The following is a 14887-nucleotide window of genomic DNA, read 5'->3' on the forward strand; positions in this document are numbered from 1 at the left end:
CTTCGAACGTCGCATCGATATTCATGTCGCGCTGCTTTCTCTGGCTTGCTGCGTCATTTGCATTCGCCATCTCGCACCGTTTTGTTAGCCGCTCTAAGTCAGCCTCCCCAGACAAGAGAGCTGCGACTTCACGATAGGCGTCGTTGACCTCCTTGAGCTTGCGCGACGCAAGCTGCCCTCGGTACTCCTCGAACACCGGCCACACAGCATCGCGCTTAGAGCGACTCAAAATCACCCCGCGCCCCGTGCGACGCGCGGTGCGGTACTCGTCCAGCGTGGTGATTCCAAGTGCAAGCACGACCTGCTCAAGCTCTTGCTCATAGAAGTGGTCTGGCAGGTCCAGGCTCGTGTCGCGAACGGCTAGCGCAGCCTGCCAGGCCTGCACTGCTCCTTCCTGCTTCCGGTCGTAAACGATTCGCTGCTCAAGCTTTCGACTCCGCATGAAGGTGTTGACCCATGCATCGAGATTTCGGACCTCCAGCTTCTCGAGCGTTGCGGCGCTACACAGCGTTTTGAGGTTCTGCTCGATGTCACCTGCCAGGTTTCGAGTGAAGGTGGTGAACAGCACCTTCTGTCCGTCCTTGGTACGGTTCTCGGCCAACCACTTGGCCCGATGCATGGCCAGAACAGTTTTGCCGGTTCCCGCGCCGCCAAGTACCCGGACAGGGCCACTGCGGTCGCCTACGGCGAGCCTCTGCTGAGTCGGATGGAGGAACACCCGCCACTGCGCCAGAGGCGCATTCAAAATCGCAGCCAATGTCTCATCGTCGCTGACCACGACGAAGCGTGACTGAGACTCCGGTGTGGCCAGCGCAGCCGCGAAATCTTCGGGGTCCACGACCTTGTCGACGCGCGTTTCCCGAGCATTCAAAACTTGGCTGACCGTGTCACCAGCCGCCACCAGGAACAAGCCTTCATAGGCCTCCACTGGGAGTTGCGCCTGCACAGCATCCAGTTCAGCATCCGAGCGGACGCCCTTCACGAGGGGCAGCAGGTCCTCGGGCACACCAAGGCTCATAAACTCCCTGTCCTGCAGCTCGGCAAACAGCGGTGCCGCCGTCGGCGCCAGCGCCAGCGCCGGGGCTGCGGAAGCCTGATGAGCGCTTTCTGCGCCCGATTCCACCTCGGCCGTTTCAGTCAGCTGCTCCAGGCTTACCAGCTGCATCGCACCGGTTACTGGGTTGATGGCCAGCTTACGGTTCTCGGCCCAGCGGTAGGCCGAGTCGTGGTGGTCGACGTAAAGCAGGACATAGACTTCACCCGATGACGGCTTGAACACGATGCCCCGCCAGTCTCCATCGATGCGCACCGACTTCAGGTTCGGGTCCCTGGCGCCGTTGATGTTTTCGTAGTTGATGCCGGAGCTTCTCGGGTCAGACTGGAACTTCACCGCCCACTTCATCACTTTCGTGTGAACGCTGGAGGGCAGCTTGGACAGCTGAATGAGGAAATCGTTGCTCAGCGCAACCTTGGGTTTGAGGCTCATCGATTCACTCCTTGTTTGTCAGGCTCAGCCCGAGGTGTTGGGCAACCGCTCCCGCCCAGTCGGCGCCTTCAATATGGCAGAGGGTTTCATCCAGAACCACCGCCTTCCAACCTTGCGATATCCAAGCGTCCAATAGGTCTGCCTGGTCGTCACGGAGTACAGCGAGCTTCTGAGCGAACCAGCAGAGTTCGGCGTCGGCCAATACCTTCCCGTTCGAATCCGCCAACTCCATGCCGGGCTCCGGGATGTCGGCACCGGCCTTGGCCAGGACACGCAGGCCTTCCTGAAGCGGCTTCAGCGTCTGCTTGAGTGCGTCATTCCATGCGGCACCTAAGCCGGCAGGCTGCGCAGATGCGGCCGGCTGCGTTTGCAGCGCACCACTGAGGACATGGAATGAGCCCGAATCTAGTCCCGACGAGGTGACCATCCACAGGCCAGGCAGGGCTTGGCTCGTGTTGAACACGTGCAGCCACTGCCGCCAGGCCATGTTCAACTCCTCCTCGCTCTCGACTGCCACATCGTCAAGGACCAGCACCCCAGGTGCCGTCCAATGCTCGACAGCGTCCATCCCGGCCTTTGCCAGCTCAAGCGGCCACGCGCCGAACTGCAGGCACCGACCGCCGGGCTTCGCGACGCTCGGTGCGAACCCTTTGCCGCTAGTTTTGGCATGGTCCGGCAGCCGGTGGCTCCATAGCCCCAAGGTCTCTTCGCAGGCGCCGCGCTCCTGCGGGTTGTGCGGGACCATCAAGAAGCCCAGCCACAAAGCATTGCGCTGCAGCTGCTTTACTGCCTTGTCTACCATCTCACCATCAGCTGGGGTCGCGAGCAGTGTGAGTAGCCTTGCCACAGCGTGATGCGTGAAGGCCTGCTCTTGCGCACGGGGCACTCCTGGCGGCGCATTGACCCCGCTGTGTCGCGACATCGTCACCAGCGGCGAATCCAGGTCTGTGTTTAGGTCACCCTTGAGCGCAGTAGCAACATCGTTGTAGGTAACCGACCAAACCCAGAACTTGCCACTCATAACGAGAGCGCTGCGCTTGAGCGCGTCGGCTCCTATGGAGTCCTTGTGATGAGCCCATCCATCGCAGAAAACGGCAATCGGCCGGCGACCGCTGGACGCTGACCACGGCCAGATGACGAAATCAGGCTTGCTGGCGACGGCAACGCCATCGCCAGGTCCAATGTCGCGCTGCGGCTCAATCTTGTAACGGTGCCCGCCCACCTCCAGGACGTAGCCAGACTTCCCGTGCACGACGTCCTGAACCAGCTTGGTCAGTGGGATGTTGCCCACTCCGCCCAATCGCTTCAGGCTTTCGATGAAGCGCGCTTCGAGCACCGAGTCGAAGTTGGGGTTGATGTAGATGTCCGAGATGGTCTTAACCCGCACGAGCTGACCCAGCGACCCAACCAGCTCGGTCAGCACGGCATTCGCGTTGTCGCGCGAAACCAGCTCCATGTTCTTGCCCAGGCGGTACTGGTAGACGCAGCGGTAACAGCCGTCCTTGTCGGGGTCCTGGTTACACGGGCACGCCGTTACAGCTTGCAAGGCCATGGTCAGCACATCACCCAAAGTGCTCGCGTCGTGGGCGAGCAACTGGTGCAAGTAGCCCGTTCCACCAGGCACCGAGTCGAACAACATCACGTAATGCCGGCGAGGCCCCCCGTTCTTGCCGGGCTCGTCCTGCAGCACCATCCTCAGGTGGTCGACCTTGCCGCCGAAGCGCTTCTTCAGTCCCAGCTGAACGGCTGCCATAAAGGACTGCACGACTCGTTCATCAACGCCGTTCTTCGTGTACGGCACGAGGATGCGCAGGGCCTCCGATTCGAACTCCCGGTACAGGTACAGGCATTCGAGGATGTTGGCTGGGTCGTCGTTGCCGTGCTTGGGACAGTCGAAGCTGTGGTTCTGCTCCGCCGCTTCGCCGTTCCGCTTAGGCGCCTTCTGCACCTTGCCGCAATGCCGGCAGAGTCGGAAGCCAGGGCGGCCCGACTCTTTGTCAGCGACCTTGAAAGACTCCCCTGGTTTGCTCAGCTCGCCGAAGTTGACGTCACGGAAGGTGACACGCGAGATGAACTCGAAGCCAAAGGGCAGCTCTCCCGTGTTGATTTGCCAAGCCTCACGCACGTTCTGCGGCTGGAAGTCCGCCATCAGCTGCCGTACGTAGTACTTTGGCTCTCGGTCGTCCGCGCTATCGTCAATGCGAACCTCAGCATCGTTGCTGTTAGCGATAGCTTGCTTGAAGCGCAGCAGGGTGCGACGCTGGGCTGAATCCGACCACATCGCATCACCACAGCGCGGGCAGGCCATGTGCACATCAGCCTCCAGCGTCAGGTTTTGCATGTGATGGCATGAGGGACAGAAGCGCCAATCATCCGCGCTGGCCAGACCCATGTTGACCTGGTCCACCTCTACGCGACGCTGGTTCGCATAGAAACGGTTCTCCGGCGCGAACTCCGACAGGGCAGATTGCGCTGGTCGCTCGTACTTGAGCGTGTTGAGGGTGACATAGGCGCCTTGGCCCGGTTCGTCATTGCCTCGCTTGCGCCATAGCACCGACTTCAGCTCGACGCCCGACTCCGGGAACGCATAGTTAGGAATCAAGCCAGCGTCGGTCAAGGTATTCAGCAGGTCACGCCCGTTGATTTCCTTGATGAGCTCCAACAGCTTGTCACGCTCGCGCAGCAGGTTGCTCAGCTCTTCCTTGGTTGCGTCATCCTGTGGTTTCTGCAGCACGCGGGCTTTCGCCTTGTCGAGCTCGTCCTTGCGCTTCTTGTAGCTCTGGCGCTCGTCCACGAGCTCCTTCAACGACTTCATCAGCCGAATGCGCAAGCCATCGACCTCACCTTGCCCCTGCATGAAATCCAACAGTCGGCCTCGCACCACATCGTCGATGTCACCTGCCAGCATCTTGCAGAAGCCCTGGAACAGTTGGTCCTCGTGCTGAACCACAAAGTCGCAGAAGACCTGGGGGAAGCGGTCAGGCTTGGCTTGCTCCAACGCATCGAGTGCCTGCGAGGTTTTTTCAGGCAAGGCATTGGCATTGCTGAGGCTCGCCACCCAGCCGTCCATGCAGAAGGCAAACAGCTGGCGGCGCAGCACCTCGGCAGCCTGCAGGAAGATGCCTGGCGGCGCAACCTCACCCTCCAGCATCTCCTGGGTCTCGGCGAAGAAGTAGAGGTCGTGCGGACTGTTGCCGTCGGCCAGCGTCGTGGTCATCGCATTGCCATCCCGGCGACCGGCTCGGCCCACACGCTGTAGAAAGCTTGCCTGATTAGGTGGCACCGAGCACAAGAGCACCGACGACAGGTCGCCGATGTCAACGCCCATCTCGAGCGTGGGCGTCGCCGACAGCAGGTTTTCGAACCAGGGCCTGGGCTGCTTACTTTTGAAACGACTTTCCAGCGCCTCCCTGATGGGACGCTCCAACAGGCCCGTGTGCTCGGCCGAAATCACGCGACGCAAGTCACCACGGCTGAAGCGCTGCGCCCACCAACCGGCGGCGTCGCAGACCAACACCTCGTAGTGGAACTCTGGCGCATCCAGGCACGGCATTCCCAACAGCCGCTCCGCATAGCTACGTGGCACCGTCATGCGGCGCTTGCTTCCCTCTGTCGCGATGAACGCAAGCTCGGTGTGGAGTTCCAGCGACTCAGGATTCAAAGACCAGGTGTCACCCTGATGATGCTGCGTCTTGACGACCATTCCCCGCGCAAGCATCGCCTGCAGCGCTTCGACATACATGTCGGCGGCCATACCCTTGCCGAGCAGCGTTTGACCACCCAGTGCAGCATGGGCCCAGCGGTCAAACCACGTCGCACGCCTCTGATTTCGCAGCTTGTCGAAATCACGCTGAGTCCCCAGCGTGAGGAAGACCGGACGAGGCGTACTCTGGCCCATAGACGGCAGCCACTCGCGACGCCCGCCCGTCTCCCGAAGTGCATACACGTTCCCATCCCCGGCATAGCTGCTGAGCTCCGCATGCATGACCGCGCCACGCCGGCGCAAATGCATCAGGAAGCCCCAGAGCCAGCGGGCAACCGTTCGCTGCTCCAACCCCTTGGCGCCGAATTGCTCTTGGTAGGTCGGCAGCAACTCATCAGCAAGCTCGTCCACTGCATGCCAGGGTACGCAGAGTACGGCCTTGCCAATCCGCTCCAGGGTCCGGCCGCGCTGGCTTTGGTACGTGAACTCCGTGTAGACCTGCCATAGGACGCGCTTCTTGACCTTGGCTGGCAGCTTGCTGTGGGCAGGCAGCTGCAAGTGCTTCGGCAACTCCACCCACCAGTCATGCTGCCAGGTCATGTTTGGCGCGATGAACTCCGAGACCAGTTCTTCTGGCGACAAGTGAAGCACCGAACCTGGCGTGCTGAAGCGCTGCTCGACCTCGTCCAGAAAGGTCGACCACCTCATCACCGGCTGATTCAGCTCGTCCAGCACGTGAGCCAACGCAGTCCGCACGTTGTTCAGCCAGGTACGCGCCCCAAAGAAGCCGGCACGGTGCGCTGCGTCCTGCACCGAGTCGGAAAAGGCAATGAGCTTCTTGTCGTCGTTGAACACGCTGGCCCAGCTACTCTCGACCACCTGCGAACCCAGCGTGGCGTTCCGCGCACCCAGCAGCAGCAGAGACTCCGTCTCGCCGCATGCAGGGCAGGCGTTGTCATGCAAGGTGAACTGCGCCTGGCCTCGGTTCTGCGACTTCTGTGCAATGACTCGGAACACATTCAGCAGCTCCTGATGTCCACATGCCAGGCAAGCGTCTTGCGCCTGCTGCAACGTGCCGCAAGCCACACATACCCGCTCCGAAACACCTTCCACGTGACTGCGTTGAATGCTCTCGGCGGCATAGAGCCGAGTAGCTTCGGGCCGGCGGGAGAACCAGGTGTTGTAAATCTCATCGAGCTGGGTCGACACCTTGCTGCTGCCTTGAACCAGGCGCGACAGCCAACCCGTTGTGCGGCATTGATTGCACTGAATCATCGGCAAGTACACGCCATCGCGCTCGCCGGGCAGGTCGCGCTCACTGCGCAGTCGTGTGCCCTCCGGCGAAACGCTGAGCCTGCCGACCATCCGGCGTAGTTCACGCACCCAAAGCTGCATGCGCAAGGTAACCAACGGCTGCCGATTCTCACGAAGCGCCCAAGCCACCAGCACCAACAACGCGTCGAGCACCTGGCGCACCTGGGTTTGGCTAGCGGCAGGCATGTGACGGGCAAATGCCTCCGTCAGCTCCTGGTAGCTGACCGCGCCACCCTTTGCCAGCTTGAGCAGGTTCACGAACAGCTGGTGCTGTTTCAGCAGTGCACCCAGCACCTGTCGCCACGCTGGGTCGCTTACATTCGAGGGCTGCACCTCACCAGGGAAGAACAGTCTGAACCAGGCCTGAACTGCCTGCTCGGGCGCCGCGTAAAGGGCTGCATCCAACTGCGCGGCGAGCTCCACGCGGAAGGCGAACATGAAGTTCACCGGCGCGTCTTCCAGGAAGGTGCCGACAGTCTGCCGGTTTTCGGTCACGACCGATTGCTCGTCAAACGACACCCCGAAAACCTGACGCGCATAGTCGCGCAGCGGCGTGGTATCCGAGGCGCCCCCAAGCGTCGCAGAGGTACCGGCACAAATGAGGTGTTGGTCCGGCGTCTTCAGGCGCGCCCTCAGGCGGCGCAGCAGCAGGGCCAAGTCGGTACCTTGTGCGCCGTCGAAGGTGTGCAGCTCATCGACAACGACGTAGCGCAGCGTGGTCGGTGTGTTCTGTGCCCAGAGCTGCCTGTCCTTGGGGCGCAGCATGAGGTAGTCCAGCATCTTGTAGTTGGTCAACAAGATGTCTGGCGGGTGCTTGCGCAAGGTCTCCCGGTCGGTAATGACTGACGTCGCAGTCATCAACGCTCCCTCGCCAGGCGCCGATGCCTGGCCGCCCACATAGAGGCCCACACGCAAACCCGCAAAGGCTGGAGTCGAAGCGACAAGCTCTGCGATTCGGCGTGCCTGGTCCGACGCCAATGCATTCATTGGATAGATGACCAACGCCTTGACCCCGGCTTCCTTGCCTGCCTTGGCCCGCGCGCAGTGGTCCAGCACGGGATACAGGAAGCACTCCGTCTTGCCACTGCCGGTCCCGGTGGCAACCAGCGTACTGAGCCCTTGCCGCTGGCTCGACAGGCGCTGCCATGCGCGCTCTTGGTGGCTGAAGCCGGGGAAAGTCGTCTCAAATCCCGGAAAAAAGGTACGTCCAGCACCACCCACACTAAACGGTAGCCCGACCTGGACGTAGGGTCCCTTCAACCAGGCATCCTCGTCCTCCACGAACCGTGTCATCAGCCCATGCGTGAACGCGTCTGCAGGCTCAAAGGCGGAAATCAGAAACTGCTTGAGTCCCGTCTGAATATCACGTGCGAGCAGGGATGGAAGCATCAGGCTGTCGTACTATGCGATGTACTTTTCATGTTGATTTCTTCCGCTTCGTCTTGCCCGATGGCAGTTCCTTCCCCAGTCCGTTGGCATCGGTTCGGAGCTGATTCAAAAAGCTTGCAAGCGATGCTGTTGGGTCTGCACCATCGCCGACGATGGCTTCGACGCCGCGCGAGCGCAGTACTTCAGCCTGCACCGCATTGGGCCTGGTCAGGAAAACATAGGACTTGGGCCGAACACCTTGCTCGGGCTCTTGCTCCCACTGCATTTGGAGCCGATACATCAGGTACCGGATATTGATATCCGAGAGGCTGTAGCCGATGAAGAGAAGCGACTTGCCCAGCGCATCCGCTCGCAACTTCACGTCCAGCGGTGATTCGAACGACAAACGCTCGAAGTAGCTGGACTCAGTGAACACCATTCCGGACGGCACGGTCAGGTCCCCATGAAGCTTGATGATTTGAACGGCTTCATGGTGCACGTCCACCATGTCCTTGACGCTCAGGATGCGTTTGTAGGGCCGGGCCATTGCACGATGAGCGCGCTCAAGGAAGCTTTCGAAGTTGGTGGTGTAAATGGACGTGCAGCCGAGCTCCACCAGCGCTCGATGTACCGGCGAAGCGGCTACTTCACGCTCGGGTACGTTCCAGTTCGCTTGCAGGTGGCGCTGCAGCTCCTGCAGCCCCTTTTTCTGAAGGTGGTAGTACTCCGCCAAGGTCAGGTAGTCGCCGAAGCCTTCAAAGATGGCGCCATCAAAGCCGAGGTGGCCTCCTATCTCCCGAATCAATGCGGAGTAGGAAGGGAGCTTCAGCGACATGGACACGCCGGCACCCACAAACAGGATGACCTGTCCGTTGGCGAGCTTGCGCGCGAGCTCTGGCGGAACGTTGCTCATGCGACCTCCCCGTCCAGATGGTCTCGGAGCGCCTCCAGTGCCCTACGCCTCATGGATATCTCGTTCTTGAACGCACCCATTTCGCTGAACGTCTGCTGATATCCGAGGGGCTGAAAGATGCAGTCCCACTGGAATCCGTGGTCGATACGTGGCGGCGTCACGATGCGCCCCTCTATCTCGCCATGGAACACATGGACCCGGCGCCCATCGACATAGCCGATGTAGGTCTTGGCAAGCACGGGCCTATCCTTGTCGTTGAAGAGGTCCGAGAACTTCTCCTTGCGCAGGGTGTCCCAGAAGATTTGAGTCAGCCCTCCCGGAAAACCGTTCAGCAAGTCCAGGTACAGGCCCGTGTGTTCGACGAAAAGTGGCCGCCCTAGCTTCTGGAACGCCCGCATGGCTTTATCCCGAACTAGCGCGTCGGTATCGACGGTTTGCAGCTCCTGAATCTCGGTGTGGTCTGCGATGACCTCAACGCCGCGCGGCGCAAGGATTGCAGCCGCCTCAGCGTGCTTGTGCTGGTTCTTGGACATGAAGATGAGCTTCATGGCGCAGCCCTGCAGCAGCAATTCATTGCAGGCGCCCTTCGCGCTCTGCCTCAAAGAAGGCCCATGCGATGCGGTAGTCGTCCTCGCGGTTGGCGCGAGCGAAGGGGGCGATGTAGCGGCGCTCCACGGTGCGAGGGCCTCCGGGCAGGGTGTCGTCGGCGACCCATTGGGTGATGACGGTACCGTCGGGAGCCTTGGGCTGGCCGCCCTCTGGCGTGTCGGCATAGGCCCATAGGTCGTCCCAACCGAGATTGCCGTCGCGCGTCTTGCCATCCGGTGTCTGGATGCGGGTCTTGGGCGTCTTGCTGCCGCCTTTGCGAGGCAGGCCAACTCCGATGAGGCCCTTGCTGTTGGTGAAGACGATGCGGCCGTTGATGTCGTACCAGGTATCGCGCTCGTAGCCCTGCATGACCGGGAACTGAACGCGGTAGATGAGCAGCAATTCGTCCAGCGTCAAGCCAAGGGCCTGGGCCACTAGGACGTCAATTTCCACCAGTGCCATACGGCGGGCGTAGTCGCTGCGTAGCGCGCAGTGGCGGGTCCAAGTGCTGGTGAGGTTTACCCAGAAGTCTTGAGGCAGACGCGGGTTGTCAGGCTGGCTCCAACGCTGCTCCGAAAATTCAATTTCGTATACATCACCCCAAATCTGGACATAGTGGGCAGTTAAGCAATTCATGACCAGCGCTCGGGCCTGCAGGCCTGCCTTCTCGGCCGCCGAAACTGTTGGCGATATTGTTGGCAGCTGCCCCATTAGTGAAATGTTCGCATGTCCAGAGCCAGTGCTCTTTACGCGAAAGTCAGCCACCACCGACATCGTCATTGCCAAGAATGAAATGAGCTCGTCCGACTCCCGAAAAGCGGTTGCAAGTACAGTATGAATCTGAGCCGGCCCAGGCGGGACCAATGCCGTCGTTAGCGTTCGCTCCGATGCCGAGCCAATCATTTCCCTATTAACCAACCGATAGAAATCAACCACAGGCCGGCCGCTTGATTCTCCGGACTCCGTCCAACGTACGCGCGGCATTCTTCTTCGGTACTCAACTTTATCCGCCATCGGCAAATAGTTGCTTCGCGGAATGTAGTCGTCGGGAAGGGCGTCAAGGTCCAGGTTGTCGTAGTGCCCTTTTTCAGTACAAACTCGCCTTGGCGTCTTATTAAAAGGGTTGGCGAGAAAAAAATGTGGACCGGAAATAATCCAGTCCTCGCACCGCCCCGGGAAATCATGATGGCCTTCCTGGCGTCGAGCCAAGGTTCCATCGTCGCGCTGCCCGGTCTCGTTCCACATCTCCGTCGAGAAAATATTCTCACCCAAATCGGAAAGACGACGAGACCAGTTGGCAAGCTTGCCGAGCACCTTCGCAAGCGCCCCCGCATGTATTGCTGGAAGCCTTGCTTGGCGTGGTGGAGTGCCAGGCTCATCGTAGAGGGCGGCAAACGAGGCAAGTGCCAGCTCATCTACCCACACGACACGGTCTAGATGCCCGGCCAAATTCCACTCGCTAGAGTCGGTCTTTATTCCACCAGGTAGGCCACTGCCGTCGTGGTTAAAACAGTTCTCAATAGTGCTAGGAACAAAAAGATTTGAGATGCTGGCGAAGGATGCACCCGTTTTCTCTGCTCCGTATACATTCAAGCTAAATTTTCGAGTGTGCCCTATCGGAAATAACTTGAAATGATTTATAAACTGCAGGTGGTATCTGAGTCGAATATAGACGTGCTCGCGAAGGCGTCCGCCGCCACTATCGTCATAAACCCCTTCCTCATGTATGAACGCAGAAATTCCTTGGGCGCTGGACATTTCCCAACCGAGAGGCAAAAAGCACTTGTATAGGTTTGATGGTATTCCGCGAAGTAGTGGATAATTTTGCACGGCATTCAAGAAGCCCTGAATGCCCTTGGTCTCTTGGAGTTCATCAGTCCATGCTGACTGAAGAGTGGAGTAGCTCGCAAAAGCCAATTCGCGCGCCTTAGCCAGTTCTGTTGCACCGAATCCTCTGACGGCAAACATCGGATTGAACTCTCCCAGCACTCCAGCTTCATTCCATTCCACCTTTAGCCAAGGCGGGTTTCCGAGGATGAGGTCGAAATCGCCGCGCCGAATCAACACATCAGCGAAGCACAGCTCCCAGTGCATGAAGCGCCGCCGCGAAGAGATGCCCTCCACCACCGCAACACGCGGGAAGTGTTCGCGCAGCCTCTTGATGCGCAACTGCCCAAACCGGTCGTGTAGGTTGGGTCGCTCAGCCGACTGCTGCAGCTTGAGCTGCACCTCGAATCCCGCAAAGGTGGGCTGCACTTCGGGCACGAGCAGCTGAGGCTCAGCTCTGGCGGGCAGGAGGCCCAGCGAGCCCTGCGGTGCGAGGTCCACCACATTGCCTTCCAGGATGGCCCCGACCTCCATCCACCAAGCCTCGCGACTCGGTAGGCGCTCGCTCTCTGTGATGGGCCAGAACCACAGCGCGCACCAGTAGTCCATCACCAGCTTCAGCCGGCGGAAGGGCGTGGCGAGGTCGCCGTCCTCGTTTAGCAGGCCTTGCTTGCGAACGTCCTCCTTCTGGGCGCGTGACAGCGGTGATGCCTCACCATCCTGCTCTTTGCGATGCGGCCAGATGTCGAGCGGGTCCTCCGTCTTGGCGCGGTCACGCGCCAGCGCCTCGGTGTGTTCCTCCCAGAGCTCGTCAACCTTGCTGCTGAGCTGCTGTAGGCGGGCCACCTCGTGCTGTTCCAGCGGTGCGTTGAAGGCCTTGCGCCACTTCTTCAGCCGCTCGAAATCGTCGGGGTAGAGCTTTTTGGCGTCCTTGTCGCCATAGTCGGCCATGCCTGGGTCGGGCAGCAGGAAGTGCCAGATTTCGTCTGGTTGTCGCGGCTCGGCCAGCGTGACCTTACGTGGTGGTTCTTCATGCCAGGCAGGCTTGGCGCCCTTGATGACGCTGGTGGCGCGGAACACCTGGCGACGTGCGCCGATAAGGCTGTTGCCAGCGAAGAGCTGGTAGCCGAACCAGGGCACACGGGCCGGCTTGAGCGGCAGCGGGTTGCCGTCCTTGTCCTCGGTGGGCTCGCCGTAAATTGCGTTCAGCCACAGCGAGACCTCGGCCAGCTCCACGGCGACCGGGTTCAAGTCCACGCCGAAGACATTGCGGTCGGCCAGCACCATGCGGACCTTTTGCAGCTCCTGCGGGTACTCGTCGTGGGGGATGCGCTTGCCTTCCTCCTGCTGCTTGCGCTCCAGGTAGGCGTCGGCCAACTGATTAACGGCCTCGTTCAAGAAGGCCGCGCTGCCCATGGCGGGCTCGCACACCGTGAGGGTGAGGATGTCGTCGGCCTCCTGGACGCGGCCGTTCTCGGGGGCCAGCAGCTCCTTGAGCGCGTACTTCACCAGGCACTGCGTGAGCACTTGCGGGGTGTAATAGCTGGCGCTCTTTTGCCGGTCCCGCCCGGCCAGGCGGTAGATGAAGCTGCCCTTGGGGTGCATGCGCAGCTTGCGGTGGCCGGCCTCGGTGAGGTCGTAGACCTTCTCGTCGTCCTTGTACTCATCGATGCGGCTGCGGGGGACGAACCAGGCGTTCTCCAGCAGGTCGGCATCGCTGTCTTTGGCGCGGGACTTGGTGCTATTGTCGTCTTCGGCATCACTGCCTTCGTCGCCATCGTCATCGACTGCCGCGCGGGCCTTCTTCGGAGCGGGCTTGACCTCGTAGAGGTCTTCCTCAGCAAAGAAGCCCCGGTAACTGAGCAGGGCCTCGTACACGGCACCCAGCTGGTTGATGGACAGCAGCTGGTAACTGACCCGGCCGCTGCGACGGCCCTTGCCCTGACCCTTGCTGAGCGAGAGCAGGCGGATGACCCGCTGCCAGACCTCGTTGTGGAACTGCACCTTGCTGAGCAGGGGCATGGCGCTGTCGTCGAACAGGCGGCTGTCGAGCGGGGCAAGGGCGAAGGTGTCCTTGGCACCTGGGGTGTTCTCGTGCAAGCCGGTCTGGGTGCCCATGCCGTAACCCTGGGACACGAGCTTGAACAGGCGCCGCAGGGTGATGTCGAAGTATTTGCCCTCGCGGGACTGCGGCGTGGGCAGGGGTTGCAGCTCCAGGTCGCGCAGGCTCTCCAGGCTGTAACCCCGCAGGTAGACCTCGCTTTTCTGAATTGGCACGTAACCCAGCTCGGGCCGCGCCTCGATGTAGAACATGAAGAGCAGCCGGTAGACCATGCGCAGGCTCTCCAGGCTGAGCTGCGCAGCGTCAAGCTTGTACTGGCCTGTGTAAATGCTCTTCTTGCTGCCGCTGGCCTGCTCGTCCAGCTGGCGAGCGGCTTCGTTGCCCAGCAGCTCGATGGCCTCACGCAGTGCGTACTTCAAGCTCTCGCTGACGCTGAAGGCATTGGCATGGGCTCGCTCATCCAGCCGCTCCAGCAGGCTGCTGCCTTCGCCAGGAGCCAGGCAATCCTTGTGCAGCAACACCGCACAGGCCTTGAGCGTGTCGGCGTCTTTGCGGTCGAGGATGTCGGCCCAGCTGAAGCGAAGGGCACGGTTGTTGGGCCACTTGTAGCGGTCGAGCAGCAGCCAGTCGTCCAGGCCAAGCAGCAACACGTAACGCGGCGGCTGGTCGGCGCCAAAGACGGCATCAGACAGCAGGTCGGCCCAGGTTTCACCGGCCAAGTCTTTGGGCACGCTGCCATTGCCGTAGTGGAAGGACAGCAGCTGGTGGTCCAGCAGGTCTTCACCTTCAGCGCCCGGCTGGTAGGCCGGGATGATGGCCAGGCGCTGGCCCTGAACCCGCCAGACCGGCAGCGGAGAGCCGGGGACGAACTCTTCGGTCGTCAGCTCCTTGGGTGCAGCCGGGTAACCGAGCGCCTGCAGCAAGCCAGACTGCATTTGGGTGAAAGCGTGCCAGCGCTCGTTGGGCTCATGTGCGCGTTGGACCTGGCCGCGCAGCGCGAACCAGCGCTGGGCCCAGGACTGCAGGCGCTTGGGTGGGGCGCGGTGGGCGTCGTCGCCCACGTGCTCGGCCTCGGCGGCGTCCCAGGCGTCCAGGCGCTCTTTGACGTCGTTCTTGAAGACCTCAGCCAGGTAGTGGTGGCTGTAGAACTCGTTCTCGTTGGTGATGCCGGCGAAGGTTTGAACGGCTTCCAGGACAGGCATGGTCAGGCTCCGGCAGCGTGTGGGTGGCAGACCCCGGCGAGCACCTGAATCCAGGGCTGCGGCTCGGTGGTGAGGGTGTCGCGCACCCACTGGCGGTAGTCGTCGAAGACTCGGTTGATTTGCTGGCTGCGCTGCTCAAAGCGGCCGCGCTTTACGGTCTCGAGCTGCTTCGCCAGGTCCAGCTGAAGCTGTTCGACTTGGCGGCCTTGCAGGCGCTCCAGTTCCGCCAACGTGCCTTGCAGGCGCTGGTTGAGCTGGGCAGCAAAGGCTTGCTGGCGCTCCAGCATGTGCTGGTGCATGCGCTGCACGGCGGCGGGTAGTGCTTGCTGCATTAAGAGCGGCTAACAAAACGGTGCGAGATGGCGAATGCAAATGACGCAGCAAGCCAGAGAAAGCAGCGCGACATGAATATCGATGCGACGTT

Annotated in this window: 6 protein-coding genes; all 6 read right to left on the bottom strand. The window is 61.0% G+C overall.

Annotation, left to right across the window (positions count from 1 at the left end):
- Positions 1 to 1486: type II toxin-antitoxin system RelE family toxin (locus tag BM144_RS22345; protein ID WP_139225816.1), on the bottom strand; the 1486-nt coding region annotated here is incomplete at its 3' end.
- Positions 1487 to 1490: 4 nt separating this feature from the next.
- Complete coding sequence (locus tag BM144_RS22350) at positions 1491 to 7892, bottom strand: DEAD/DEAH box helicase (RefSeq protein WP_092957933.1); 6402 nt, start codon at positions 7890 to 7892, stop codon at positions 1491 to 1493.
- Positions 7893 to 7920: 28 nt separating this feature from the next.
- Entirely contained in the window at positions 7921 to 8784 is an 864-nt protein-coding gene (locus tag BM144_RS22355) for an SIR2 family protein (RefSeq protein WP_092957936.1), read from the bottom strand.
- A complete protein-coding gene (locus BM144_RS22360; RefSeq protein WP_092957942.1) occupies positions 8781 to 9332 on the bottom strand; it encodes a non-canonical purine NTP pyrophosphatase in 552 nt (183 codons plus the stop codon). The genes BM144_RS22355 and BM144_RS22360 overlap by 4 nt, the downstream gene beginning before the upstream one ends.
- A gap of 22 nt (positions 9333 to 9354) precedes the next feature.
- Positions 9355 to 14463, bottom strand: a complete 5109-nt coding sequence (locus BM144_RS22365) for a DNA methyltransferase family protein (RefSeq protein ID WP_092957939.1) — start codon at positions 14461 to 14463, stop codon at positions 9355 to 9357.
- 2 nt (positions 14464 to 14465) lie between these two features.
- The gene (locus tag BM144_RS22370) at positions 14466 to 14795 is read right to left on the bottom strand and encodes a hypothetical protein (protein ID WP_245783772.1); all 330 of its coding nucleotides are present in this window, start codon (positions 14793 to 14795) and stop codon (positions 14466 to 14468) included.
- Positions 14796 to 14887: the final 92 nt, after the last annotated feature.

It is taken from the genome of Paracidovorax konjaci, assembly GCF_900112675.1.
Taxonomy (GTDB): Bacteria; Pseudomonadota; Gammaproteobacteria; order Burkholderiales; family Burkholderiaceae_C; genus Paracidovorax; species Paracidovorax konjaci.

Excerpts from the sequence above, each read along its gene's own strand:
- BM144_RS22370 (WP_245783772.1), bottom strand. The coding sequence starts at position 14,795 with ATGCAGCAAGCACTACCCGCCGCCGTGCAGCGCATGCACCAGCACATG.
- BM144_RS22365 (WP_092957939.1), bottom strand. The coding sequence starts at position 14,463 with ATGCCTGTCCTGGAAGCCGTTCAAACCTTCGCCGGCATCACCAACGAG.
- BM144_RS22360 (WP_092957942.1), bottom strand. The coding sequence starts at position 9,332 with ATGAAGCTCATCTTCATGTCCAAGAACCAGCACAAGCACGCTGAGGCG.
- BM144_RS22355 (WP_092957936.1), bottom strand. The coding sequence starts at position 8,784 with ATGAGCAACGTTCCGCCAGAGCTCGCGCGCAAGCTCGCCAACGGACAG.
- BM144_RS22350 (WP_092957933.1), bottom strand. The coding sequence starts at position 7,892 with ATGCTTCCATCCCTGCTCGCACGTGATATTCAGACGGGACTCAAGCAG.